The organism is Streptomyces sp. NPDC001822, assembly GCF_042892135.1.
Taxonomy (GTDB): Bacteria; Actinomycetota; Actinomycetes; order Streptomycetales; family Streptomycetaceae; genus Streptomyces.
The window spans coordinates 542,189-566,012 of sequence record NZ_JBIATW010000002.1; the positions used below are offsets into that span (position 1 = coordinate 542,189).

Consider the following 23,824-nt stretch of genomic DNA (forward strand, 5'->3'; position numbering starts at 1 on the left):
GCGGCAGACGGCCGCGGGATGACACCACGCGAGGCGGACTTTTCGTGACCCGGATCGTGATCATCGGCGGCGGCCCCGGCGGCTACGAGGCGGCACTGGTGGGCGCCCAGCTCGGCGCGGAGGTGACCGTCGTCGACTGCGACGGCCTCGGCGGCGCGTCGGTCCTCACCGACTGCGTGCCCTCGAAGACCCTGATCGCGACGGCCGAGGTGATGACCACCTTCGACTCCTCCTACGAGGAGCTGGGCATCATCGTCGCCGACGACACCCCGCACATCGAACAGGCGGCGCGGGTGGTCGGGGTCGACCTCGGCAAGGTGAACCGGCGGGTGAAGCGCCTCGCGCTCGCCCAGTCCCACGACATCACCGCCTCGGTCACCCGGGCCGGTGCCCGCGTCATGCGCGGCCGGGGGCGGCTCGACGGGCTCCAGGCCGCCGACGGCTCCCGCCAGGTCGTCGTCACCGCCGCCGACGGCACCGAGCAGCGGTTGACCGCCGACGCCGTGCTGATAGCGACCGGCGGCCACCCCCGGGAGATCCCGGACGCGCAGCCCGACGGCGAGCGCATCCTGAACTGGACCCAGGTCTACGACCTCGACGAGCTCCCCGAGGAGCTCATCGTGGTCGGCTCCGGTGTCACCGGTGCCGAGTTCGCCGGTGCCTACCAGGCACTCGGCTCCCGCGTGACCCTGGTCTCCTCGCGCGACCGGGTGCTCCCCGGCGAGGACCCGGACGCGGCGGCGGTGCTTGAGGACGTCTTCCGCCGCCGCGGCATGAACGTCATGGCCCGCTCGCGCGCGCAGTCCGCCAAGCGCGTCGGCGACCGCGTCGAGGTCACGCTGGCCGACGGCCGCGTCATCTCAGGCACGCACTGCCTCATGGCCGTCGGCGCGATCCCGAACACCGCGGGCATGGGCCTGGAGGAGGCCGGGGTGCAGCTCAAGGACTCCGGGCACATCCGCACCGACCGGGTCTCCCGCACCAGCGCCCCCGGCGTGTACGCGGCGGGTGACGTCACCGGGATCTTCGCGCTCGCCTCGGTCGCCGCCATGCAGGGCCGGATCGCGATGTACCACTTCCTCGGCGACGCCGTGGCGCCGCTGAACCTGAAGACGGTCTCCGCGAACGTCTTCACCGACCCCGAGATCGCCACCGTCGGTTACAGCCAGGCGGACGTCGACTCCGGCAAGATCGACGCCCGTGTCGTGAAGCTGCCGCTGCTGCGCAACCCGCGCGCCAAGATGCAGGGCATCAGGGACGGCTTCGTCAAGATCTTCTGCCGCCCGGGCACCGGCATCGTGGTGGGCGGCTGTGTCGTCGCACCGAGGGCCAGCGAGCTGATCCACCCGATCTCGCTCGCGGTCGACAACAACCTGACGGTGGAGCAGATCGCGAACGCCTTCACCGTCTACCCGTCCCTGTCGGGCTCGATCGCCGAGGTCGCACGCCAGTTGCACACCCGCAAGGCGGCCGGCGAGGCGTAGCGCGGGCCGCTCCGCGTGAGGCGGGGCTCCCTATATCACCAGGGGGCCTCGTCCATGTACAACTTCTCTTATTCGGCGCAAACTGCTGAAAAGCAACGTACGGCCAGGTTACTGTCAGTTTCGTGTTCGCTGCAGAACGTCGTCAATTGATCCTCGAAATGGTGCGTGCCAACGGAGCGGTGTCGCTCCGTGAGCTCGCCCGCGTCGTCCAGACCTCCGAAGTGACCGTACGGCGGGACGTGCGGGCGCTGGAGGCAGAAGGACTCCTCGACCGCCGGCACGGCGGTGCGGTCTTGCCGGGCGGTTTTACGCGGGAGTCCGGCTTTCCGCAGAAATCCCATCTTTCCACCGCGGAGAAAACGGCCATCGCCGATGTGGCGGCCGGCCTGGTCGGTGAGGGCGAGGCCATCGTGGTCGGCGCCGGAACGACCACCCAGGAGCTGGCCCGCCGGCTCGCCCGCGTGCCCGGCCTGACCGTGGTCACCAACTCGCTGCTCGTCGCCCAGGCGTTGGCCCATGCCAACCGGGTGGAGGTGGTGATGACCGGCGGCACGCTGCGGGGAAGCAACTACGCCCTCGTCGGCAGCGGGGCCGAGCAGTCCCTGCAGGGGCTGCGGGTCTCACGGGCCTTCCTGTCCGGGAGCGGGCTGACCGCGGAGCGCGGGCTGTCCACCTCCAACATGCTCTCGGCCAGCGTGGACCGGGCGCTGGTGCAGGCCGCGGCCGAGGTGGTAGTGCTCGCGGACCACACGAAGCTCGGCTCCGACACCATGTTCCAGACGGTGCCCACGGAGCTGATCACCCGTCTGGTGACGGACGAGCCGCCGGTGCACGACGAGCGTGCGGCCACCGAACTCCAGGCCCTGGCCGACCAGGGGGTGGAGATCACGGTGGCGGGACCCGACGCGGAGTCCGCGGCCGCGGAACCCCTGCCGCCGGGCCGCCAGCCCAGGCAGGAGATGCCGCTGCCAGGTCAGCGGCGTACGCAGGGAGGGCACGGTGGGCCGGGGGGGCTCGGCCCGCAGTTGCGGAGCGCGGCGGCGCTGTCGGACGGGCCGGTGGGCCGCGTCGCGGACATGCGACGCCGGTAGGGACCGGGCGGTGGGCGCCGGAGGGCGCCCTCAGTCGCCGGGGGACGGCGGATCGGCCGGGTCCGCCTTCAGGCCGTGCAGCGTCAGCCGCAGCAGCCGGCAGGCCAGGTCCGGATCGGCCGGCGTCTGCTCCGTGGCCAGCGCGATCGCGTTGGTGAGCCGCAGCAGGTCGTCGATCGACACGTCCGCCCGCACCGAGCCGTTCGCCCGGGCCCGCGCGAGCAGCCTCTCGCCCGCCTGGCGCAACGGCACATGACAGGACGTCAGTGCGGACGTCTCGTCACCGGACGCTGACATGAGGGCCCTCGCCAGGCCTCGGTATTCACCCGCATGAGTGACGATCGCACCCAGCCACTCGACGAGTGCGGTGCACGGCTGTTCCGCGTGCGCCAGTTCGGCGGAGCGGTCGAGAAGGTCGGTCAGCGCGTCCTGGAACACCGCGTTCATCAGGGCGTGGCGGTTCGGGAAGTGCCGGTAGAGCGTGCCGATACCGACGCCCGCGCTCCGGGCGATGTCCTCCAGCGAGGCGTCCGTGCCGTGCGCCGCGAAGGACGCCCGCGCCTCGCGCACCAGCCGGTCGCGGTTGCGGCGGGCGTCGGCGCGCAGCGGCCGGGCAGGTGTGGGTACCGCGCTCATCGCCATGGCGTGTCCTCCTGGTGTCCGCTCCCGCGTCCCAGGATGCCACTGGGGGCCCGGCGGATGCCGGGCCCCCAGTGTGCGAGGACGAGCGTCAGTCCTTGATCTCGCAGATCGCCGCGCCGGAGGAGATCGACGTGCCGACCTCGGCCGCCAGGCCCTTGACGGTGCCGGAGCGGTGCGCGTTGAGGGGCTGCTCCATCTTCATCGCCTCCAGCACGACGATGAGGTCGCCCTCCTTGACCTCCTGGCCCTCCTCGACGGCGATCTTCACGATCGTTCCCTGCATCGGGGAGGCGAGGGTGTCACCGGAGGCCGCGGAGCCCGACTTCTTCGCCGCGCGGCGCTTGGGCTTCGCCCCCGCCGCAAGGCCCGTGCGGGCCAGGCTCATGCCCAGCGAGGACGGCAGGGACACTTCGAGGCGCTTGCCGCCGACCTCGACGACCACGGTCTCGCGGCCCGACTCCTCGTCGGCGTCCTGGTCCGCGGGGACCGAGAACGGCTTGATGTCGTTGACGAACTCCGTCTCGATCCACCGGGTGTGGACCTGGAAGGGGTCCGAGGTGAACGCCGGGTCGGTGACGACCGCGCGGTGGAAGGGGATGGCGGTGGCCATGCCCTCGACGGTGAACTCGCCCAGCGCACGCGCGGCGCGCTGCAGGGCCTGCTCACGGGTCGCGCCCGTCACGACCAGCTTCGCCAGGAGGGAGTCCCAGGCGGGGCCGATGACGCTGCCGCTCTCGACGCCCGCGTCCAGGCGGACGCCCGGGCCGGTGGGCGGGGCGAACAGGGTGACGGTGCCGGGGGCGGGGAGGAAACCACGGCCCGGGTCCTCGCCGTTGATCCGGAACTCGAAGGAGTGGCCGCGCACGGCCGGGTCGCCGTAACCGAGCTCCTCGCCGTCCGCGATGCGGAACATCTCGCGGACGAGGTCGAGGCCGGTGACCTCCTCGGTGACGGGGTGCTCCACCTGCAGGCGGGTGTTGACCTCCAGGAAGGAGATCGTGCCGTCCATGCCGACGAGGAACTCGACGGTGCCGGCGCCGACGTAGCCGGCCTCCTTCAGGATGGCCTTCGAGGCCGCGTACAGCTCGGCGTTCTGCGCCTCGGACAGGAAGGGCGCCGGGGCCTCCTCCACGAGCTTCTGGTGGCGGCGCTGCAGCGAGCAGTCACGCGTCGACACGACGACGACGTTGCCGTGCTGGTCGGCCAGGCACTGGGTCTCCACGTGGCGCGGCTTGTCGAGGTAGCGCTCGACGAAGCACTCGCCCCGCCCGAACGCCGCGACGGCCTCGCGGACCGCGGAGTCGTACAGCTCCGGGATCTCCTCCAGCGTGCGGGCGACCTTCAGGCCGCGGCCGCCACCGCCGAAGGCCGCCTTGATCGCGACCGGCAGGCCGTTCTTCTCGGCGAACTCCACGACCTCGTCGGAGCCCGAGACCGGGTCCGGTGTGCCGGCCACCAGCGGGGCGCCGGCGCGCTGCGCGATGTGGCGGGCGGCGACCTTGTCACCCAGATCGCGGATCGCGTGCGGCGGCGGGCCGATCCACGTCAGGCCCGCGTCGAGCACGGCCTGGGCGAACTCCGCGTTCTCCGAGAGGAAGCCGTAACCCGGGTGGATCGCGTCCGCCCCCGAGTCCTTGGCAGCCTGGAGCACCTTGGCCATGTCCAGATAGCTGGCGGCCGGGGTGTCACCGCCCAGAGCGAACGCTTCGTCGGCCGCGCGCACATGCAGAGCGTCCCGGTCCGGATCGGCGTAGACGGCTACGCTCGCGATTCCGGCATCCCGGCAAGCCCGAGCAACACGGACAGCGATTTCGCCACGGTTGGCGATGAGCACCTTGCGCACGATGACTCCCTCCTTGAGAACAAGCTGAGTTTAGGGACTACCGACACGGCCGTACGACCCGTCCCCAATAGTGAACTTGCCCACACGGAGTGTGATTCGAGGCTTGCTCGAGTCGCGAAATCCCTTGTCGCACCACGGTACGCCGCCATCCTCAACGGCACAGTAGCCACGAAGTGTGGCCCAAGTCTCTGTCCGGACGGTCAACGGCGCGCGGCGTTTCTTTGTGGACTCCCTACGAACGGCCGAGGGAATCTTTGCCCCGGCGCGACCGCGGGCACGGCGCGCCCCCGCCGAGGGACGCGTGAGCGGTGCGGGCGGGCGGCCGGAGGCGTCCGACCCCTTGTCCGGTGCGTTACCCGTTAGTAGGGTCCGCGCTATCGCACGTACTACAGGTAACAGGGGGTGGCGCCGTGGTGCGCAGACCAGTGGCCTTCGTGACCGCGGTCGTTCTGTTCGTGGAGGCCGTGGGCATCGTGCTCGTCAACGGCATCCTGGCGACGGTCGCGGACAACCAGAGCATGTCGCTCGCGGGGATGGATCCCGACGCCATGGTCACCGGCACCTGGGTGATGGGCGGGGTCTCGGGCGTGCTGCTCGTGCTGTGCGGGCTGATACCGCTGCTGGCCGGGATACGCGACCGGGCACCCGGCCGCTTCGGCAGGATCGCCCTCATCGCCTGCGCGGTGGTCCACGGGGTGCTGGGCGCCCTGGCGGTGGGGCTGATCGGCTGGGCGGCCTTCGCGTTCCTGATGGCCGTCCTCGCGCTGATCGTGCTGACCCTGGTGGCGTTCGACCGGCGTGGACCGCAGGACACCGCGGCCGGTCCCGGCGGGGCCCCGGCCGCGGTGTGAGGCACCCGCCGCCGGTCAGACCCAGAAATCGGTGACGGAGAAGCCCAGTTCGCCCAGCAGCCGGCGCAGCAGGGGCAGCGAGAGACCGATGACGTTGCCGTGGCTGCCCTCGATCGCCTCGACGAACGGAGCCGAGCGCCCGTCCAGCGTGAAGGCTCCCGCGACGTGCAGCGGCTCACCGGTGGCGACGTACGCCGCCACCTCGGCGTCGGTCGGCTCGCCGAACCGGACGACGGTGGACGCGGTCGCCGACGCCGTGCGGCCGGTCGCCGTGTCGATGACGCAGTGGCCCGTCTGCAGGATGCCGGGCCGGCCGCGCATCGACTTCCAGCGCGCCGTGGCCTCCTCGCCGTCCGCGGGCTTGCCGTACGCCTCGCCGTCCAGCTCCAGCACCGAGTCGCAGCCGATCACCAGCGCACCGGACGCCTCCGGGCGGGCCGCCACGGCGGCGGCCTTCGCCTCGGCCAGCACGAGGGCGAGCTCTCCCGGAGTGGGGGCGCTGACCGCCTCCTCGTCCACACCGCTGACGATCACCTCGGGGGCGAGGCCGGCCTGCCGGAGGAGACCGAGACGGGCGGGGGAGGCGGAGGCGAGCACGAGGCGGCGCTGATCAGTCATACCCGCCATCGTAGGCGGGGCCGGAGACCTCAGCGGGTGCCCAGGACGAACATCGCCACGACCATGGCCAGGGCCAGCAGCAGCCCCGCGCGGCGCATCATGTCCTGGGCGTCGCGGAGTTCCTTCGGGGGCTTGTTCTCGGGGTCGGACCACAGCATGCGTCCGATGGTGCTCCGGGCACGGCCGCGGCGCCTGAGTACGGGTACTCAAGCGCCGCTCGCGGGCCCGTGGGGCCGCCGTGCCTCAGGAGGGCCGGTACGTCGACTCAGGAGGGCCAGTACGTCCGGGCCCACGACCGGGGGCCCGGCCGCAGCGTGCCGCCGCGGGCGATGCGTCCCGGGTCCGACCACTGCTCGGGCGGCAGCGGGGCGCCCGACGGCGCCGCGACGGCCGCCGCCGCGCGCGCCCGGACCACGGCGAGGGCCGCCGCGAGCTCCTCCGGGGTCGGATTGCCCCGTACGACCTTGATCATGGTGGCTCCCGTGGCTAGAGGGGGATGTTGCCGTGCTTCTTCGGCGGCAGGGACTCGCGCTTCGTGCGGAGCTGGCGCAGGCCCTTCACCAGGTGCGCCCGGGTGTCGGACGGCATGATCACCGCGTCGACGTAGCCGCGCTCGGCCGCGACGTACGGGTTGAGGAGCGCGTCCTCGTAGTCGGTCATCAGCTCGGCGCGGGTGGCCTCGGGGTCGTCCGAGGCCGCGATCGTGCGGCGGTGCAGGATGTTCACCGCGCCCTGGGCGCCCATGACCGCGATCTGCGCGGTGGGCCAGGCCAGGTTGAGGTCGGCGCCCAGGTGCTTGGAGCCCATGACGTCGTAGGCGCCGCCGAACGCCTTGCGGGTGATCACCGTGATCAGCGGGACGGTGGCCTCGGCGTAGGCGTAGATGAGCTTGGCGCCCCGCCGGATGATGCCGCCGTACTCCTGGTCGACGCCCGGGAGGAAGCCCGGCACGTCGACGAAGGTGAGGACCGGCACGTTGAAGGCGTCGCAGGTGCGGACGAACCGCGCCGCCTTCTCGCTCGCGTTGATGTCCAGACAGCCGGCGAACTGCATCGGCTGGTTGGCGACGATGCCGACCGGGTAGCCCTCGACGCGCCCGAAGCCGGTGATGATGTTGGGCGCGAACAGGGCCTGGGTCTCCAGGAACTCACCGTCGTCGAGCACGTGCTCGATCGCGGTGTGCATGTCGTACGGCTGGTTCGCCGAGTCCGGGATGAGGGTGTCGAGCTCGCGGTCCTCGTCCGTGGTCCCCAGGTCCGCCTCCTCCGGGAAGGCCGGCGCCTCGGAGAGGTTGTTGGACGGGAGGTAGGACAGCAGGGACTTGACGTACTCGATGGCGTCCTTCTCGTCACCCGCCATGTGGTGCGCCACACCTGACGTGGTGTTGTGCGTGCGGGCACCGCCCAGCTCCTCGAAGCCGACGTCCTCGCCGGTGACCGTCTTGATGACGTCGGGTCCGGTGATGAACATGTGCGAGGTCTGGTCGACCATCACCGTGAAGTCCGTGATCGCCGGCGAGTAGACCGCACCGCCCGCGCAGGGGCCGACGATCAGCGAGATCTGGGGGACCACGCCGGACGCGTGCACGTTGCGGCGGAAGATCTCGGCGAACAGGCCCAGGGCGACGACACCCTCCTGGATGCGGGCCCCGCCGCCGTCGTTGATCCCGATGACCGGGCAGCCGGTCTTCAGCGCGAAGTCCATGACCTTGACGATCTTCTCGCCGTAGACCTCGCCCAGCGAGCCGCCGAAGATGGTGAAGTCCTGTGAGTACACGCAGACGGGACGGCCGTCCACCGTGCCGTAACCGGTGACGACACCGTCCCCGTACGGGCGGTTCTTCTCGATGCCGAAGTTGGTGGAGCGGTGCCGCGCGAACTCGTCGAGCTCCACGAAAGACCCTTCGTCGAGCAAGAGCTCGACGCGCTCCCGGGCGGTCAACTTGCCCTTGGCGTGCTGCTTTTCGACGGCACGGGCGGAACCTGCGTGTGTCGCCTCTTCAATACGGCGCTGCAGGTCCGCGATCTTGCCCGCGGTCGTGTGGATGTCGCTCTGCGGCTCGGACATCGGGTGGCGGCTCCCTGCCTGGTCACGGGGACGGCTGGTACATCCAGCAGCGTGTTCGACGGCACGCTGCTCGTCGGCGGTCTTGGCTACTGACCCGTAGCGTATCGGCGCGGATACGGTTCGGCAGTGCGTCGTTGGCCACACCTAATGTGGGTTGCATGACACCTTCCGATGCGCCGCACAACCGCTGGTCGGACCTCGACAGGCCGCCCCTCAACGTCACGGCGCTGCGCCGCGGACTGCTGAGGCCGGGCGGGCTGTGGAGCTCCCTCGACGTGGTCGACTCGACCGGCTCCACCAACTCCGACCTCGCGGCGCGGGCCGCCGGCGAGGGGCTGGCCGAGGGGACGGTGCTCGTCGCGGAGGAGCAGACCGCGGGCCGCGGCCGGCTGGACCGGAGCTGGACCGCACCGCCCCGCTCGGGCCTCTTCCTCTCGGTCTACCTGACCCCCGGCGACGTGCCCGCCGAGCGGTGGGGCTGGCTGCCGCTGCTGACCGGCGTCGCGGCCGCGACGGGCCTCGCACAGGCCGCGGGCATCGACATGGCACTGAAATGGCCCAACGACCTCCTGGTGACCGTGGGAGGCATGGAGCGCAAGACCGGAGGCATCCTCGCCGAGCGTGCCGGGGACGGCGTCGTCATCGGCATCGGACTCAACGTGTCGCTGCGCGCGGCCGAGCTCCCCGCCCCGCACGCGGGGTCCCTGGCGCTCGCCGGGGCGGTGTCCACCGACCGCGAGACCCTCCTGCGGGCCGTCCTGCGGTCGCTCGAACAGTGGTACGCGTCCTGGCGCGACGCCGACGGCGACGCCGCGGCCTCCGGTCTCCAGGCGGCCTACGCGGCGGGCTGCGCCACGCTCGACCGCACGGTGCGTGTCGAGCTGCCGGGTGACCGGTCGGTCGTGGGCGAGGCCGTCGCCATCGACGGCGACGGCCGGCTCGTGCTGGCCACGGGCGAGGGCGTGCAGGAACCGGTGTCGGCGGGCGACATCGTGCACCTGCGCGGAGAGGAGGGAGGACTGACCTGATCCGGGGCCCGGGCACATACGGGTGATGTCTCGCGGGACGCACCGCGCAACCGCGTGACCGGGACGTGAGCCAGGGCACACCTGCCGTATCGTTGAGGCGATCCAGCGACAGATCGGCAGGGCAGTGCGCACGGAACGGGCAGGAGGCGGCCGGTGACCGTCGACGACGCTATTCCCGGCGACGGCGCGGACGGCGCGGAGCCCTCGTCGGCACGGCCGGTCCACTCGACCCCGCACCACGAGGTCGACCACACGGCCGAACCGACCGACGACCCGCTCGCCATCCGGCTGGAATCCCTGATCCTCGGGGCCGACCGCCGCTACACGCCCTTCCAGGCGGCCAGGACCGCCGGGGTCTCCATGGACCTGGCGTCCCGGTTCTGGCGGGCCATGGGCTTCGCCGACATCGGTCAGGCCAAGGCGCTCACCGAGGCCGACGTGCTGGCCCTGCGGCGGCTCGCCGGGCTCGTGGAGGCCGGACTGCTCAGCGAGCCGATGGCGATCCAGGTCGCCCGGTCGACCGGTCAGACCACCGCCCGGCTGGCCGAGTGGCAGATCGACTCCTTCCTGGAGGGGCTGACGGAGCCGCCCGAGCCCGGCATGACGCGTACCGAGGTCACGTATCCCCTGGTCGAGCTGCTCCTGCCGGAGCTGCAGGAGTTCCTGGTCTACGTGTGGAGGCGCCAGCTGGCCGCCGCCACCGGCAGGGTCGTGCAGGCGGCGGACGACGAGGAGATGGTCGACCGCCGGCTCGCGGTGGGCTTCGCCGACCTGGTCGGCTTCACCCGGCTGACGCGCAGGCTGGAGGAGGAGGAGCTCGGCGAACTGGTCGAGGCCTTCGAGACGACCTCGGCCGATCTGGTCGCCGCGCACGGGGGACGGCTCATCAAGACGCTGGGCGACGAGGTCCTCTTCGCCGCGGACGACGCGGGCACGGCCGCCGAGATCGCGCTCCGGCTGGTCGAGGCGATGGCCCAGGACACCACGATGCCCGCGCTGCGGGTCGGCATGGCGTTCGGGACGGTCACCACGCGCATGGGCGACGTGTTCGGCACGACGGTGAACCTGGCCAGCCGGCTCACCTCGATAGCGCCGAAGGACGCCGTGCTGGTCGACGGCGCGTTCGCCCAGGAGGTCGTGCGGACCGGCGACGCCCCGGCCTCGGAGGCGCAGGCCGCCGAGGAGATCAACGCCGCGGCGGAGCGGGCCCGGCTCGCGGAGAAGGAGGGGCGGAGCCCCGGCGATGAGCCGCCGCTGCCGACGTACCGCTTCGGGATGCAGCCGATGTGGCAGCGGCCGGTGCGGGGGCTCGGCGTGGTCGAGCCCTGGCTGCTGGCGCGGCGGGGCAAGCCGTCGTCCTGAGGCCCGGTGTTCCGACGCCTGACGCCTGACGCCCGACTTTCCGGACTTTCCGGCGCCCGCGCGCCGGCCCGGACCCGTGCCCGGCCGCGGCCCGCCCTGTCACGGCCGCCCCGGCCGCACCTAGGATCCCGGTAACGCTCGTTAACCGGAGGGGTGCAGTCATGGGTGTCGCGTCGGAGCAGAGGTTCGGGGAGTTCGTCGTCGTGCGGCGGCACGAGGGCCTGGAGCACGTGGCCGAGCTGGTGCTCGACCGGCCCAAGGCCATGAACGCCGTGAGCACCGCCATGGCCGTGTCCATCGGCGAGGCCTGCGCCGCGCTCGGCGCCGATCACGGGGTGCGGGCCACCGTGCTCACGTCCAGCCACGAGCGGGCCTTCTGCGTGGGCGCGGACCTCAAGGAGCGGAACTCCTTCAGCGACGCCGAGCTGGTGAGGCAGCGGCCGACCGCCCGCGCCGCCTACACCGGGGTGCTCGAACTCCCCATGCCGGTGGTCGCGGCCGTGCACGGCTTCGCCCTCGGCGGCGGCTTCGAGCTGGCGCTGGCCTGCGACGTCATCGTGGCCGACCGTACGGCCGTGGTGGGGCTGCCCGAGGTCTCCGTCGGCGTGATCCCGGGCGGCGGGGGCACGCAGCTGCTGCCCCGCCGGGTCGGAGCCGCGCGCGCGGCCGAGCTGGTCTTCACCGCGCGGCGGGTCGAGGCCGCCGAGGCGCGCGAGCTCGGCCTGGTCGACGAACTGGTCGACGCCGGCCGGGACCGCGAGGAGGCGCTCGCCCTCGGCGGCCGGATCGCGGCCAACTCCCCGGTGGGCCTGCGGGCGGCCAAGAGGGCCCTGCGGCTGGGCCACGGTCTGGACCTGCGGGCCGGGCTGGAGGTCGAGGACGCGGCCTGGCGGTCCGTGGCCTTCTCCGGCGACCGTGCCGAGGGTGTCGCCGCGTTCAACGAGAAGCGGAAGCCCAGTTGGCCGGGGGAGTGACCCGCGAACGGCTCCGGCGGCTCCGGCGGACAGGGTCGATTCGAAGATCATCAGCGCCGTCAACTGATCAATTCGCTGCAAACCTACATAAGCTGTAGCGATGGGCGGTGATGATGCGCGGCTGCGTGCCGTGGTTGCGCTGGCGCAGACGATGGCGGCGGCCTACACGCCGCGCGAGTCGTGGCATGCGGCGGCCGTGGGAGCGTGCGAGGCGCTCGGAGGCAGCTTCGCGGCCCTGTCCGTGTGGGAACGCGAACAGGGCCGGCTGCGGGTGCTGGTGAACGCGGGGGAGCGGGCCGAGGGGGAGGAGGAGTTCCCCGAGGACGAGTCCTATCCCGTCCATCAGTTCCCCGAGATCACCGAGTTCCTGCACGAACGCTGGGCGGGCGGCGGAGAGCCGGACGCCTGGGTGGAGACCGCCGCCGGCGCTCCCGCCGCCGGTGCCCCGGCGCGCGGTGCCCGCCCGTACTGCCACCAGCGGGTCGCGGCGCTGCGCCGGCGCGGGCGGGGCTGCTGCGTCGTGGCGCCGATCGTGCTGCACGGCCGGGCGTGGGGCGAGCTCTACGTGGCGCGCCGGGCGGGCGTGCCGGTGTTCGACCGGGACGACGCGGACTTCGCGACGGTGCTGGCCGCCGTGGTCGCGGCGGGCATCGCGCAGACCGAGCGGCTGGAGGAGGTGCGCAAGCTCGCCTTCACCGACCCGCTGACCGGGCTCGCCAACCGCCGCGCCGTCGACATCCGGCTCGACGAGGCGCTGGAGCTGCACCGTGCCGAGGGCGCGGTGGTCAGTCTGGTGGTCTGCGACCTGAACGGCCTCAAGGCCGTCAACGACACGCACGGGCACGCGGTCGGCGACCGCCTGCTGGAACGTTTCGGCTCCGTGCTCTCGCTCTGCGGGGCGATGCTCCCCGGCGCGCTGGCCGCCCGTCTCGGCGGCGACGAGTTCTGCCTGCTGACCGTGGGACCCCCGGCCGACGACGTGGTGCGGGTGTCGGAGGAGCTCTGTGCGCGGGCCGTCGCCATGGAGGTCGGCGACGGCGTGGCCTGCGGGATCGCGTCCACCGGTGACGAGATCGGCCCGGTGCTGTCCGCGCGCCGCCTCTTCCGCCTGGCGGACGCCGCGCAGTACCGCGCGAAGGCGGCGCACAGCACGAAGCCCGTGGTGGCTGGGCGTGACGGCGACGTGATCCGGCTCGCCGACTCGCCGCCGAGGTCGCCCCACGACCGCCGCAGGCTGCGCGGCAGTCCACCCGCGGACGAGGGGTAAGGGGTCACCCCCTCGACCACTGGTGACATAGAGGGTTTCAGTCCGTACGCTTCTGAATATGGATATGCACACAGTCGTGGTGGGGACGTCCGGTACCACCGCCGAGGACGTCGTCGCCGTGGCCCGCCGGGGCGCCCGGGTCGAACTCTCCCCGGCGGCCGTCGAGGCCCTCGCCGCCGCCCGCGCCGTCGTCGACGCCCTCGCCGCCAAGCCCGAACCGGTCTACGGCGTCTCCACCGGCTTCGGCGCCCTCGCCAGCCGGCACATCAGCACCGGCCTGCGGGCGGAGCTGCAGCGCAACATCGTGCGCTCCCACGCGGCGGGCATGGGGCCCCGTGTCGAGCGCGAGGTCGTGCGCGCCCTGATGTTCCTCCGCCTGAAGACCCTGGCCTCCGGCCACACCGGCGTACGCCCCGAGGTCGCGCAGACCATCGCCGACGTGCTGAACGCGGGCATCACCCCCGTCGTCCACGAGTACGGCTCGCTGGGCTGCTCCGGCGACCTCGCCCCGCTCTCGCACTGCGCCCTGACGCTGATGGGCGAGGGCGACGCGGAGGGCCCCGACGGGACCGTGCGCCCGGCCGGCGAACTCCTCGCCGCGCACGGCATCACCCCGGTCGAGCTCCGTGAGAAGGAGGGCCTCGCCCTCCTCAACGGCACCGACGGCATGCTCGGCATGCTCGTGATGGCCCTGGCGGACCTGAAGAACCTCTACACCAGCGCCGACATCACCGCCGCGCTCTCCCTGGAGGCCCTCCTCGGCACGGACAAGGTCCTCGCCCCCGAGCTGCACGCCATCCGCCCCCACCCGGGTCAGGGGACGTCGGCCGACAACATGCTGCGGGTGCTCGCCGGGTCCGGCCTCACGGGGCACCACCAGGAGGACGCCCCCCGGGTCCAGGACGCCTACTCCGTGCGCTGCGCGCCGCAGGTCAACGGCGCCGGGCGAGACACCCTCGCCCACGGGCGGCTCGTCGCCGACCGCGAGCTGGCCGCAGCCGTCGACAACCCGGTGGTCCTGCCGGACGGGCGTGTGGAGTCCAACGGCAACTTCCACGGCGCGCCCGTCGCCTACGTCCTCGACTTCCTGGCGATCGCCGCCGCCGACCTCGGCTCGATCACCGAGCGGCGCACGGACCGGCTGCTGGACAAGAACCGCTCGCACGGCCTGCCGCCGTTCCTGGCCGGCGACGCGGGGGTCGACTCCGGGCTCATGATCGCCCAGTACACGCAGGCCGCCCTGGTCAGCGAGATGAAGCGGCTCGCGGTCCCGGCCTCCGTCGACTCGATCCCGTCCTCCGCCATGCAGGAGGACCACGTCTCCATGGGCTGGTCGGCCGCGCGCAAGCTCCGTACGGCCGTGGACGCCCTCGCGCGGATCGTCGCCGTCGAGCTCTACGCGGCCACCCGCGCCGTCGAACTGCGCGCCGCCGAGGGTCTGACGCCCGCGCCCGCGTCGGTGGCCGTCATCGCGGCGCTCCGGGCCGCCGGTGTGGAGGGCCCGGGACCCGACCGGTTCCTCGCCCCCGACCTCGCCGGTGCCGACGCGTTCGTGCGGGAGGGCCGGCTGGTCGCCGCTGTGCAACCGGTCACCGGGCCGCTGGCCTGACGGCCGGGAGGGCTGCCGCGTCCCCCGGGGGACGCGGCAGCCCTCCCGTACCTCAGAAGCCGGTGCCCGGCGTGCCGCCCCGGCGTACCGCGTGGGCGACGTAACCCGCCCCGAGGCACAGGACGACCGTGCCGCCGACGAGGTACGGCGTGGTGTCGATGCCCGTACCCGTCTCGGCGAGGGGGTTTCCGGACGTGGAAACCCCCGTGACGGACGCCTGGCGTACCTCGGTGGAGGAACCGGCGGAGGAGCCGGTGGAACCGCTTCGTGCCGCTGATCCGTCGGTCGCGTTGGCGGACGGGACGAACCAGAGGGCACAGAGCAGGGTGCCTGCCGCTGTGGTGGTCAGCAGCGTGCGACGAGCGATGGACACAGAATCGATCCCCTTGCGACAGCCATCAGTTGACCCCCGTGCGCCGATGCTAAGCAAAGCAGCGGGTCGGAGGAAAGCCGAGGCTCCCGGGAGCCTTACGCTCCGGCATATGACTGCATCGGAGACACCCTCATATGTTCGGCTTCGCGTGGAGATGGTGCTGGAGATCAGCGACGCGGACGCCCTGACCGGCACGGCACTGGAGAGCATCGCCGCCGACTACACGGCCACCGGCGCGTCCGCCGGCGACTCGGCCGAGGAACGTACGCATGCCGAGGAGACGGTCAGGGAAGACGCAGCTGAGGCCCTCGCCTCGCTGATCGACCCGTTCGACCTGATCAGCCAGGTGCCCGGGGTCGAGCTCGCCCAGGCCTCCTGGAGCAGCGAGACGATCGACTACGACCCCGACGCCGAGGACTGGGCCGCCGGAGAGGACGGGGACGAGGCGCACTACGGGATCGAGGACAATGAGACGGACGACGAAGAAGGCGGCGGAATCACGGAACGCTGACGCCCGCGGGGCACTCCTCACGGGTGACGGGAACCACCGCGGTCGCGACCGCGTCGATGAGTGGTGTTCCCCACATCCGGGCCGGATGTGGAACGGAAGACCCGGTCGCGGTGTTCTTGGAGCATTGACGGGTGTTCGCCGTCGGGCGACCCCGTCCGGGGATGTTGGGGATTCGGCAACGATGGAGAAGCGTGTGATGACGGACAGCAAGCGGCGCCGGGGCCTCGTGGCCGCCTCCGCACTGCTCGGCGGCGTACTGGTGCTTTCTGCCTGCAGCGACGGCGGCGGTAACACGGGCGCAAGCGCGGACAGCTCGAAGACGTCACAGGCGCAGGTCGACGAAGCGGCGGCCAAGGACACCTCCGAGGCACAGATAACGATCGCGCCGAAGAACGGTGCCACCAACGCGAGCATCAACAACGCCGCACTGGTCACCGTCGCCAAGGGCAAGCTCACCGAGGTCACCATGACCACGGCCGAGGGCGACGCCGTCGAGGGCACTCTCGCCGCCGACGGCTCCAGCTGGAAGCCCAGCGGCCAGCTGGAGCGCTCGACGACGTACAGGATCAGCGCCACCGCGTCGGACTCGAAGGATCGCCAGGCGCACGCCAACAGCTCCTTCACCACGGTCTCGCCCGAGAACAGCTTCATCGGGAACTTCACCCCCGAGGACGGTTCCACCGTCGGCGTCGGCATGCCGGTCTCGATCAACTTCAACAAGGCGATCACCAACAAGAAGGCCGTGCAGGACGGCATCACGGTGACGTCGAGCAGCGGCCAGGAGGTCGTCGGTCACTGGTTCAACAACCAGCGACTGGACCTGCGCCCCGAGAACTACTGGCAGGGCGGCTCCACCGTCACCCTGAAGCTGGCCCTGGACGGTGTCGAGGGCGCCGACGGCGTCATAGGGGTCCAGCAGAAGACGGTCACCTTCAAGGTGGGCCGCAACCAGGTCTCGACCGTCGACGCCAAGTCGCACACGCTGACCGTCACCCGTGACGGCAAGACGGTCAAGACGATCCCGATCTCCGCCGGATCCCCGGACAACCCGACGTACAACGGCCAGATGGTCATCTCCGAGAAGTTCAAGGAGACCCGGATGGACGGTGCGACCGTCGGCTTCACGGACGACGACGGCAAGGGCGAGTACGACATCAAGGACGTCCCGCATGCCATGCGGCTGTCCACGTCGGGCACCTTCATCCACGGCAACTACTGGGGCGCGAAGTCGATCTTCGGCAGCGTGAACACCAGCCACGGCTGTGTCGGCCTGTCCGACACGAAGGGCGCGGGCGACCCCAACACGTCGGCGGCCTGGCTGTACAACAACTCCCTCGTCGGCGACGTGGTCGTGGTCAAGAACTCCCCGGACAAGACCATCGCCCCCGACAACGGCCTCAACGGCTGGAACATGGACTGGGCCCAGTGGACGGCGGGCTCCGCCGCCTGATCCTGAGCGCGCCCCCTCCCCGTACGAAGGCGGCGGTACCCGGACGACCCGGGTGCCGCCGCCTTCGGCGTGTGCGCCGCCCGGGTTCTCATGCCGATCTCATCGGAGACTTAACTCCTCATCACACCCGCTCCATAGCTTCACGCCATGTTCTTCACCTACCTCCGGCGCGAGCTGCGCCGCCGCAGAAAGGCGGCGCTCGTCGTCGCCTCGGGGCTCGCCCTCGGCATCGCGCTGGTCATCATCGTCAGTTCGGTCTCCTCGGGCATGAGCAGGGCCCAGGACAAGGTCCTGGAATCGCTGTACGGCCTGGGCACGGACATGACGGTCACCAAGGCCGCCGCCGCCCCGGGTTCCGGCGGCGCCGAGCGGCCCCGGTTCGAGTTCGACGCCAAGGACGACGAGGACGCCACCCAGAGCACGGACCGGGTCATGGTCCAGGGGTTCCAGACGCTCGCCGCCGACACCGTCGGCAAGGTGGGCGGCCAGGCGGGCGTGGCGGACGCCGTCGGCGGGCTGAGCCTGACCGTCCTGAAGGTCGACGGCCAGTTCAAGCGGGGCGAGTTCAAGCAGGAGGAGGGGGCCACCGGACAGGGCGGTCCCGGTGGCGGCCCGCCCCGGGGCGAGGTCCGGGGCGGCGGGGCCTCCTTCGACGTCAACTCCTTCACCGTGTACGGCACCGACGTCACCCAGCAGGACCTCGGCCCGCTGACCTCCTCCAGGATCACGAAGGGGCGGACCTTCGAGACGTCCGAGACCGACGCCCAGGTCGCGGTCGTCGACTCCGCCTACGCCAAGGAGAAGTCGCTCGCGGTCGGCAAGTCCGTCACCGTCTCCGGCACCGCCTACAAGATCGTGGGTGTCTCCACGGCGGACAGCGGTGACGCGGCCGCCAACGTCTACATCCCGCTGAAGCAGGCCCAGACCGTCGCGGATTCCGAGGACGAGGTCACCACGGTCTACGTCCAGGCCGCCGACTCCCAGCAGATCGACACCGTCAAGTCCGCCATCCAGAAGAACATCCCGGGCACGACGGTCACCACCTCCGCGGACCTCGCCGACACCGTGTCCGGCTCCCTCTCCACCGCCTCCGGCCTGGCGTCGAGCGTCGGCACCTGGCTCTCCGTCGCCGTCCTCGTCGCCGCGTTCCTCGTCGCGGGTCTGCTGACCTCCTCCGCGGTCAGCCGCCGCGTGCGCGAGTTCGGCACCCTCAAGGCCCTCGGCTGGAAGAGCGGACGCGTCACCCGCCAGGTCATCGGCGAAGCCCTGGTCAACGGCCTGATGGGCGGCGTCCTCGGCATCGCCGTCGGCCTCGCCGGCGCCTACGCCGTGACCGCCGTCAGCCCCACCCTGACCGCCCAGCTGGGCTCCTCGGGCGGTGGAACGGGCGGCCCCATGGGCGGCGGCGGTCCCGGCCGCCGGGCTGCCGCCAAGACCCTCGACATCGCGCTCACCGCCCCGGTCTCGCTCACCACGATCGCCGTCGCCGTGGCCCTGGCCGTGGCGGGCGGTCTGGTCGCGGGTGCGTTCGGCGGCTGGCGGGCCTCGCGGCTGCGCCCGGCGGACGCGCTGCGACGCGTCGCGTAGTACCGCCCCCCTCCCCTCTCGTACGTAACGCAGGAGTCCACACGTGTACCAGCTCAAGGGCGTCACCAAGCGCTACATGCGCGGCAGGAACCCCGTCGACGCGCTCGCCGGCGTCGACCTGACCATCGAGGACGGCGGGCGGCTCGTCATCCAGGGGCCGACCGGCGGGGGCAAGTCCACGCTCCTCCAGATGCTCGGCGGCCTCGACCGGCCCACCTCCGGCACCGTCGAACTCGACGGCGTCGACCTGGCCGTGCTCCCCGAGTCCCGGCTCACCAAGGTGCGGGCCGAGTCCATCGGCTTCGTCTTCCAGAGCTTCAATCTGATCCCCACCCTCACCGCGCAGGAGAACGTCGAGACCGCGCTCGTGCCCCTCGGCCTCGGCGCGAAGGCCCGCCGTGAACGCGCCGCCGAGGCACTGGAGTCGGTGGGCCTGGGCGACCGGCCCACCCACCTGCCGGGCGAGATGTCCGGCGGCCAGCAGCAGCGCGTCGCCATCGCCCGCGCACTCGTCAAGCGCCCCAAGGTGCTGCTCGCCGACGAACCCACCGGAAACCTCGACGAGTCCATGCGCGACGAGATCATGGAACTGCTCGACGGGCTGTGGAAGGAACACGGGCTGACCTTCGTGATGGTCACTCATGACAGCTCCCTCGCACGCAAGGCGCCCAGAGTGGCCACCATCCGCAAGGGGAAGGTCACGGTGACGGAGAACGCCGCCGCCTGAACGCCGCGAGCGGACCTCACGGCCACTCCTCCCCGGCTGTGAGGTCCGCCACCCGCGAACCCCGCCGGGCCCGCGCCCACGACGTCCCCGATGCCCGGTGGGAGCGGGTGTGCGGGCACCGCGTCACGGGGAGCCGGGACGACAACCGCGGTCACTGTGCGGATGTCGTCCCGGCGGCACGCCGTCGCGCTGGGAGACTTGCCGGGTGCAACGGCCCGCACGGGCCCGCAGGTGCCTCCGGCGACCGGGGGCGCCGGCGCGCACGAGTCCACCCACGGAAGGTCTTGATCTGATGCCTGCCCGTTCCGATTCCCTCGCCCCGCGCACCGCCGAAGACCGTGTCATCGAGCCGCTCTACGCGGAGATCCTGCGGCGCAACCAGGGGGAGCTCGAATTCCACCAGGCGGTGCGAGAGGTCCTCGAAACCCTCGGCCCCATGCTGGCGCGGCGGCCGGAGTTCGTCGACGCCCGCATCATCGAGCGGATCTGCGAACCCGAACGCCAGCTCATCTTCCGGGTGCCGTGGGCGGACGACTCCGGCGACATCCACGTCAACCGCGGCTTCCGCGTCGAATTCTCCAGCTCGCTGGGCCCGTACAAGGGCGGACTGCGCTTCCACCCCTCGGTCAACCTCGGGATCGTGAAGTTCCTGGGCTTCGAGCAGATCTTCAAGAACGCCCTCACCGGCATGCCGATCGGCGGCGGGAAGGGCGGCGCGGACTTCGACCCCAAGGGCCGCTCCGACGCCGAGGTCATGCGCTTCTGCCAGTCCTTCATGACCGAACTCCACCGCCACCTGGGCGAGTACACCGACGTCCCCGCCGGTGACATCGGCGTCGGCGGCCGGGAGATCGGCTACCTCTTCGGCCAGTACAAGAGGATCACCAACCGCTACGAGTCCGGCGTGCTCACCGGCAAGGGCCTCGGCTGGGGCGGCGCCCAGGCGCGCACCGAGGCCACGGGATACGGCTGCGTGCTGTTCACCGCCGAGATGCTGCGCGTGCGGGGCGAGTCCCTCGACGGACAGCGGATCGCGGTGTCCGGCTCGGGCAACGTCGCGATCTACGCCGTCGAGAAGGCGCAGCAGCTGGGCGCGACCGTGGTGACCTGCTCGGACTCCGCCGGTTACGTGGTGGACGAGAAGGGCATCGACCTCGATCTGCTCAAGGAGATCAAGGAGAGGGGCCGCGGCCGTGTCTCCGAGTACGCCGAGCGGCGCGGCGAGCACGTGAAGTACGTCGAGGGAGCGGGTGTCTGGAGCGTCCCCGTGGACGTGGCCCTGCCCTGCGCCACGCAGAACGAACTCCACGAGGCCGATGCGCTCGCCCTCGTGCGCAACGGGGTGAAGGCGGTCGCCGAGGGCGCCAACATGCCCACGACACCCGAGGCGGTCCAGGTCTTCCAGGAGGCGGGCGTGGCCTTCGCTCCCGGCAAGGCGGCCAACGCGGGCGGTGTGGCCACCAGCGCCCTGGAGATGCAGCAGAACGCCTCGCGGGACTCCTGGACGTTCGCCCACACCGAGGAGCGGCTGGCGCAGATCATGCGCCACATCCACGACTCGTGCCACACCACCGCCGAGAAGTACGGCAGCCCGGGCAACTACGTGGTGGGCGCGAACATCGCGGGCTTCGAGATCGTCGCCGAGGCCATGCTGGCGCAGGGCCTCATCTGACCCCGTCCCGCCCGCCGGCATGACGGCCCGGCGGCCGGGTCCCGCTGCCCGGGGGCCCGTCCGTCGGCCCCGACCGCCGTTCTGCCGACAGCAGATCCGCCCGGCGCGGAGGCCTTTGCCCTCCCGCGCCGGGCGTGCGGCTCCTACGCTCGGACGATGAGCAGCCACGCGCCGAACTCCGCCCGTGTCATCCCCCTGCGCCCCGTCCCCGTGACGCCGGTCCGGGAACCCCTCTGGCGCGACGTCGTGGGCGACGTCCTGCGCCGCGAACGCGTCGGCCAGCGGCGGACGCTCAAGGACGTCGCCGAGGCCGCCCGGATCTCCGTGCCGTATCTCTCCGAGGTCGAGCGCGGGCGCAAGGAGGCGTCGTCCGAGGTGCTCGCGGCGGCGGCCCGGTCCCTCGGGCTGGGGCTGGGCGACGTGCTGTCACTGGCCCGGGACGAGCTGACCCGGCGCAGCGCGCCCTCCCGTACGGCAGCGGCGCGGAGGCCGATGGGAGAGGTCCGGCTGGCCGCCTGACCCGCGGCCGGATTGTTCGGCTGGGCGGTCTCCGCCGGCCGCCCGGCTCCCTCCCCGAGCGGGGAGGCGCCTTCCGGCGGGCCGGGGATCCGGCCCGCCGGCCGTCGCTACTTCACCGAGACCGCGTCACCGGCGGAGACGACCTTCATGGTCGTCTCCGTACCGAGGAACGCCCAGCGCCAGCTGCCCGACGCGGAGGCCTTCACCGTCGCCCGCAGGTGGCCCTTGCTGTCCGTGGTCGCCGTCCTGACCGTGTGGTACGAGCCGCCGGGCTTCTTGTACTGCAGCTTCACCACCTGCTTGGTGAAGGCGTGGTACTTCAGATCCGTCCAGTTCGCGCGCGACAGCTTGCCGGTGACGGTGAGCGTGCCGCCCTTCCTCACCGGCTCGGGCGCCGCGTCCGTCGTCAGCGTCGCGGCCCGCTTCATCCGGAACGTGGCGATGCGGTCGGAGATCCAGTAGTCCTTGTCGTTGGCCTGCACCGTGGCGTTGACCTGCCAGGTCCCGGCGACCGAATTGGCGTTCCAGCCCTCGTTGGCGCTGCCGTACGAGTCGATCCACGACGGGTCGAACTCCATCGTCGCCGTGCACACGGACGTGGTCGAGCTGCTCTTCCTGCACGAGGTGCCCAGGTACGACACGGGCCCGTAGCCGTTCGTCGCGTTGTAGGCGGACACGTCCGCCACGCCCTTCACCCCTGAGCCGTCCTTGATCGTCATGACGACCGGGAACCGCTTCACGTTCTTGACGCCCACGATCACACTGCCGCCCCCGTTCACGACGGTCTTGACGACCCTGATGTCGCCCCGGCCCTCCGCGTGTGCGGCCGGCGCCGCGACGACCGCGGTGCCCACGGCACCCACCACCGCGAGAGCGGCGATTCCTCTGCGCATGTCCCACCCCTGGTTCTGCCCGTTCTCAGCCGGGCGGGGGAACAGACTAGCGATCAAGGAGGCCTCCGGTCGCAAGCGGGCCCGCGCCTGCGCGACGCACCGGGTGTGGTTCTCAAGGCGACGCGCCGCGCGTCCGATGTATGCGGAGGGCCCGCGAACGCCGGTGAATTCGCCGATGGCACCCGCCCCCGGCGCCCCGACGCTTGTCGGGTCAGGCATCCGCAACTCCGCATCCCCGTCAGGAGTGCTCCATGCGTCGTCGCACCCCCCGCCGGCTTCTCGGCGCCCTCGCGGCCGTCACGGTCGCGTTCACCCTGTTCTCCTCCGCGCCCTCGGCCGGCGCGGTCCAGTCCCGGACCGCCGCCGCCACCTCGGCGCCGCGCGCCGCGGACGCCGCGGTCCAGCCCCTGTCGACGAGCACACCGGTCGTCTTCGTCCACGGCTACACCGGCAGCGCGTCGAACTGGGTCACGGCCATGGGCGTCTTCCAGCTCAACGGCTGGTCCAGCTCCCGGCTGTTCGCCTACGAGTACAACTCCTACGGCAACAACATCACCAACGCGCAGGGGCTGGCCTCGTTCGTCAACAACGTGAAGTCCCGGACCGGCGCGAGCAAGGTCGCCATCGTCAACCACTCGATGGGCGGCCTCGTCAGCCAGTACTACCTGAAGGTGCTGGGCGGGAACAGCAGCGTCAGCCACCTCGCCTCGATCGCCGGCGCGAATCACGGGACGACGTTCGCCTCCGCCTGCCTGATCTACACGACCTGTCAGCAGATGTACCCGGGCTCCTCCTTCATCTCCCAGATCAGCTCCGGTGACGAGACGCCGGGCGACACGAGGTACGCCACCTGGTACTCCGCCTGCGACGGAGTCATCCTCCCGTACACCAGCACCCGGCTGAGCGGCGCGACGAACAACCTCGTCGCCTGCCAGACCCACATCGGGTTCCTGGCCGACACGATCGTGCTGGGCCAGATCGCGCGCTTCGTCGCCTCCTGATACGGACGCGCCCCGTCCCCGGCACGGTGAGTGCCGGGGACTGGGCGCGTCCGGGCCCGGGGACGGCCGTCAGGCGGCCGGGGGGTCGCGGCGCTCGCCGCCCCCGTCCGTGTCCGTCCCCCGGGACGGCGACTCGTAGGAGGCCATGTACGCGGCGGTCTTCTTCCGCGCACGCAGCCAGAACCAGAGGGCGAGGGCTATCAGGACGAGCGGGATCAGTCGTGCCATGGGTGTGCCGGTCCAATCCGGAGGGGG

Annotated in this window: 24 protein-coding genes; 15 read left to right on the plus strand and 9 right to left on the minus strand. The window is 71.7% G+C overall.

Features of this window, described 5'->3' with window-relative positions:
* Positions 1-44: 44 nt before the first annotated feature.
* Both ACFYY2_RS06850 and ACFYY2_RS06855 read left to right on the plus strand, forming a co-directional pair.
* The gene (locus ACFYY2_RS06850) at positions 45-1,484 is read left to right on the plus strand and encodes an NAD(P)H-quinone dehydrogenase (RefSeq protein WP_388737923.1); all 1,440 of its coding nucleotides are present in this window, start codon (positions 45-47) and stop codon (positions 1,482-1,484) included.
* Positions 1,485-1,606: 122 nt separating this feature from the next.
* Positions 1,607-2,575, plus strand: coding sequence for a DeoR/GlpR family DNA-binding transcription regulator (locus tag ACFYY2_RS06855; RefSeq protein ID WP_388737924.1), 969 nt, complete (start codon positions 1,607-1,609; stop codon positions 2,573-2,575).
* Between the two features lie 30 nt (positions 2,576-2,605).
* Here the strand turns inward: ACFYY2_RS06855 and ACFYY2_RS06860 are convergent, their stop codons facing one another.
* Both ACFYY2_RS06860 and ACFYY2_RS06865 read right to left on the minus strand, forming a co-directional pair.
* Positions 2,606-3,211, minus strand: coding sequence for a TetR/AcrR family transcriptional regulator (locus ACFYY2_RS06860; protein ID WP_388737926.1), 606 nt, complete (start codon positions 3,209-3,211; stop codon positions 2,606-2,608).
* 94 nt (positions 3,212-3,305) lie between these two features.
* Positions 3,306-5,060, minus strand: a complete 1,755-nt coding sequence (locus ACFYY2_RS06865; protein WP_388737929.1) for an acetyl/propionyl/methylcrotonyl-CoA carboxylase subunit alpha — start codon at positions 5,058-5,060, stop codon at positions 3,306-3,308.
* Positions 5,061-5,473: 413 nt separating this feature from the next.
* Here ACFYY2_RS06865 and ACFYY2_RS06870 point away from each other — a divergent pair, with 413 nt between their 5' ends.
* Complete coding sequence (locus ACFYY2_RS06870) at positions 5,474-5,911, plus strand: hypothetical protein (RefSeq protein ID WP_388738620.1); 438 nt, start codon at positions 5,474-5,476, stop codon at positions 5,909-5,911.
* A gap of 15 nt (positions 5,912-5,926) precedes the next feature.
* On the opposite strand, the gene ACFYY2_RS06875 is transcribed toward ACFYY2_RS06870, so the two are convergent.
* The 4 genes from ACFYY2_RS06875 to ACFYY2_RS06890 form a co-directional block, all read right to left on the minus strand.
* Entirely contained in the window at positions 5,927-6,538 is a 612-nt protein-coding gene (locus ACFYY2_RS06875; protein ID WP_388737931.1) for a nucleoside triphosphate pyrophosphatase, read from the minus strand.
* Between the two features lie 20 nt (positions 6,539-6,558).
* On the minus strand, positions 6,559-6,687 hold the full coding sequence (gene mmpB, locus ACFYY2_RS06880; RefSeq protein WP_099174806.1) for a morphogenic membrane protein MmpB: 129 nt from the start codon (positions 6,685-6,687) through the stop codon (positions 6,559-6,561).
* A gap of 107 nt (positions 6,688-6,794) precedes the next feature.
* Complete coding sequence (locus ACFYY2_RS06885; protein ID WP_388737934.1) at positions 6,795-7,001, minus strand: acyl-CoA carboxylase epsilon subunit; 207 nt, start codon at positions 6,999-7,001, stop codon at positions 6,795-6,797.
* A gap of 14 nt (positions 7,002-7,015) precedes the next feature.
* A complete protein-coding gene (locus ACFYY2_RS06890) occupies positions 7,016-8,596 on the minus strand; it encodes an acyl-CoA carboxylase subunit beta (RefSeq protein WP_388737937.1) in 1,581 nt (526 codons plus the stop codon).
* Positions 8,597-8,754: 158 nt separating this feature from the next.
* Between ACFYY2_RS06890 and ACFYY2_RS06895 the strand changes: the two genes are divergently transcribed.
* The 5 genes from ACFYY2_RS06895 to hutH all read left to right on the plus strand — a co-directional run bounded on the left by ACFYY2_RS06895 (position 8,755) and on the right by hutH (position 14,836).
* Positions 8,755-9,624, plus strand: coding sequence for a biotin--[acetyl-CoA-carboxylase] ligase (locus ACFYY2_RS06895; protein ID WP_388737940.1), 870 nt, complete (start codon positions 8,755-8,757; stop codon positions 9,622-9,624).
* 153 nt (positions 9,625-9,777) lie between these two features.
* Positions 9,778-10,986, plus strand: a complete 1,209-nt coding sequence (locus ACFYY2_RS06900; RefSeq protein WP_388737942.1) for an adenylate/guanylate cyclase domain-containing protein — start codon at positions 9,778-9,780, stop codon at positions 10,984-10,986.
* Positions 10,987-11,147: 161 nt separating this feature from the next.
* Positions 11,148-11,960, plus strand: coding sequence for an enoyl-CoA hydratase/isomerase family protein (locus ACFYY2_RS06905; protein ID WP_388737945.1), 813 nt, complete (start codon positions 11,148-11,150; stop codon positions 11,958-11,960).
* 100 nt (positions 11,961-12,060) lie between these two features.
* Positions 12,061-13,227, plus strand: a complete 1,167-nt coding sequence (locus ACFYY2_RS06910; RefSeq protein ID WP_388737947.1) for a diguanylate cyclase domain-containing protein — start codon at positions 12,061-12,063, stop codon at positions 13,225-13,227.
* Positions 13,228-13,285: 58 nt separating this feature from the next.
* Positions 13,286-14,836 (plus strand): histidine ammonia-lyase, encoded by a 1,551-nt coding sequence (gene hutH, locus ACFYY2_RS06915; protein WP_388737950.1) that lies wholly within the window; start codon positions 13,286-13,288, stop codon positions 14,834-14,836.
* A gap of 52 nt (positions 14,837-14,888) precedes the next feature.
* Here hutH and ACFYY2_RS06920 read toward each other — a convergent pair whose 3' ends face one another.
* Positions 14,889-15,209: a hypothetical protein gene (locus tag ACFYY2_RS06920; RefSeq protein WP_388737953.1), complete on the minus strand. Its 321-nt coding sequence runs from the start codon at positions 15,207-15,209 to the stop codon at positions 14,889-14,891.
* 109 nt (positions 15,210-15,318) lie between these two features.
* On the opposite strand from ACFYY2_RS06920, the gene ACFYY2_RS06925 reads away from it, so the two are divergent.
* From ACFYY2_RS06925 to ACFYY2_RS06950, 6 genes are all read left to right on the plus strand, one after another.
* Positions 15,319-15,720 (plus strand): hypothetical protein, encoded by a 402-nt coding sequence (locus ACFYY2_RS06925; protein WP_388737956.1) that lies wholly within the window; start codon positions 15,319-15,321, stop codon positions 15,718-15,720.
* Positions 15,721-15,901: 181 nt separating this feature from the next.
* Positions 15,902-17,170 (plus strand): Ig-like domain-containing protein, encoded by a 1,269-nt coding sequence (locus ACFYY2_RS06930; protein ID WP_388737959.1) that lies wholly within the window; start codon positions 15,902-15,904, stop codon positions 17,168-17,170.
* Positions 17,171-17,317: 147 nt separating this feature from the next.
* On the plus strand, positions 17,318-18,757 hold the full coding sequence (locus tag ACFYY2_RS06935; protein WP_388737962.1) for an ABC transporter permease: 1,440 nt from the start codon (positions 17,318-17,320) through the stop codon (positions 18,755-18,757).
* Positions 18,758-18,800: 43 nt separating this feature from the next.
* The gene (locus tag ACFYY2_RS06940) at positions 18,801-19,484 is read left to right on the plus strand and encodes an ABC transporter ATP-binding protein (RefSeq protein WP_388737964.1); all 684 of its coding nucleotides are present in this window, start codon (positions 18,801-18,803) and stop codon (positions 19,482-19,484) included.
* A gap of 292 nt (positions 19,485-19,776) precedes the next feature.
* On the plus strand, positions 19,777-21,156 hold the full coding sequence (gene gdhA, locus ACFYY2_RS06945; protein ID WP_388737967.1) for an NADP-specific glutamate dehydrogenase: 1,380 nt from the start codon (positions 19,777-19,779) through the stop codon (positions 21,154-21,156).
* 156 nt (positions 21,157-21,312) lie between these two features.
* A complete protein-coding gene (locus ACFYY2_RS06950; protein WP_388737970.1) occupies positions 21,313-21,675 on the plus strand; it encodes a helix-turn-helix domain-containing protein in 363 nt (120 codons plus the stop codon).
* Positions 21,676-21,782: 107 nt separating this feature from the next.
* Here the strand turns inward: ACFYY2_RS06950 and ACFYY2_RS06955 are convergent, their stop codons facing one another.
* On the minus strand, positions 21,783-22,568 hold the full coding sequence (locus ACFYY2_RS06955) for a hypothetical protein (protein WP_388737973.1): 786 nt from the start codon (positions 22,566-22,568) through the stop codon (positions 21,783-21,785).
* Between the two features lie 251 nt (positions 22,569-22,819).
* On the opposite strand from ACFYY2_RS06955, the gene ACFYY2_RS06960 reads away from it, so the two are divergent.
* Positions 22,820-23,569, plus strand: coding sequence for an esterase/lipase family protein (locus ACFYY2_RS06960; RefSeq protein WP_388737976.1), 750 nt, complete (start codon positions 22,820-22,822; stop codon positions 23,567-23,569).
* 69 nt (positions 23,570-23,638) lie between these two features.
* Here ACFYY2_RS06960 and ACFYY2_RS06965 read toward each other — a convergent pair whose 3' ends face one another.
* Positions 23,639-23,797: a hypothetical protein gene (locus ACFYY2_RS06965; RefSeq protein ID WP_388737979.1), complete on the minus strand. Its 159-nt coding sequence runs from the start codon at positions 23,795-23,797 to the stop codon at positions 23,639-23,641.
* Positions 23,798-23,824: the final 27 nt, after the last annotated feature.

Bases quoted from the DNA above. Each gene is read 5' to 3' on its own strand.
- ACFYY2_RS06860 (WP_388737926.1), bottom strand. From the start codon at position 3,211: ATGAGCGCGGTACCCACACCTGCCCGGCCGCTGCGCGCCGACGCCCGC.
- ACFYY2_RS06875 (WP_388737931.1), bottom strand. From the start codon at position 6,538: ATGGCGGGTATGACTGATCAGCGCCGCCTCGTGCTCGCCTCCGCCTCC.
- mmpB (WP_099174806.1), bottom strand. From the start codon at position 6,687: ATGCTGTGGTCCGACCCCGAGAACAAGCCCCCGAAGGAACTCCGCGAC.
- ACFYY2_RS06885 (WP_388737934.1), bottom strand. From the start codon at position 7,001: ATGATCAAGGTCGTACGGGGCAATCCGACCCCGGAGGAGCTCGCGGCG.
- ACFYY2_RS06890 (WP_388737937.1), bottom strand. From the start codon at position 8,596: ATGTCCGAGCCGCAGAGCGACATCCACACGACCGCGGGCAAGATCGCG.
- ACFYY2_RS06895 (WP_388737940.1), top strand. From the start codon at position 8,755: ATGACACCTTCCGATGCGCCGCACAACCGCTGGTCGGACCTCGACAGG.
- ACFYY2_RS06905 (WP_388737945.1), top strand. From the start codon at position 11,148: ATGGGTGTCGCGTCGGAGCAGAGGTTCGGGGAGTTCGTCGTCGTGCGG.
- ACFYY2_RS06910 (WP_388737947.1), top strand. From the start codon at position 12,061: ATGGGCGGTGATGATGCGCGGCTGCGTGCCGTGGTTGCGCTGGCGCAG.
- hutH (WP_388737950.1), top strand. From the start codon at position 13,286: ATGGATATGCACACAGTCGTGGTGGGGACGTCCGGTACCACCGCCGAG.
- ACFYY2_RS06925 (WP_388737956.1), top strand. From the start codon at position 15,319: ATGACTGCATCGGAGACACCCTCATATGTTCGGCTTCGCGTGGAGATG.
- ACFYY2_RS06930 (WP_388737959.1), top strand. From the start codon at position 15,902: ATGGAGAAGCGTGTGATGACGGACAGCAAGCGGCGCCGGGGCCTCGTG.
- ACFYY2_RS06935 (WP_388737962.1), top strand. From the start codon at position 17,318: ATGTTCTTCACCTACCTCCGGCGCGAGCTGCGCCGCCGCAGAAAGGCG.
- gdhA (WP_388737967.1), top strand. From the start codon at position 19,777: ATGCCTGCCCGTTCCGATTCCCTCGCCCCGCGCACCGCCGAAGACCGT.
- ACFYY2_RS06950 (WP_388737970.1), top strand. From the start codon at position 21,313: ATGAGCAGCCACGCGCCGAACTCCGCCCGTGTCATCCCCCTGCGCCCC.
- ACFYY2_RS06955 (WP_388737973.1), bottom strand. From the start codon at position 22,568: ATGCGCAGAGGAATCGCCGCTCTCGCGGTGGTGGGTGCCGTGGGCACC.
- ACFYY2_RS06960 (WP_388737976.1), top strand. From the start codon at position 22,820: ATGCGTCGTCGCACCCCCCGCCGGCTTCTCGGCGCCCTCGCGGCCGTC.
- ACFYY2_RS06965 (WP_388737979.1), bottom strand. From the start codon at position 23,797: ATGGCACGACTGATCCCGCTCGTCCTGATAGCCCTCGCCCTCTGGTTC.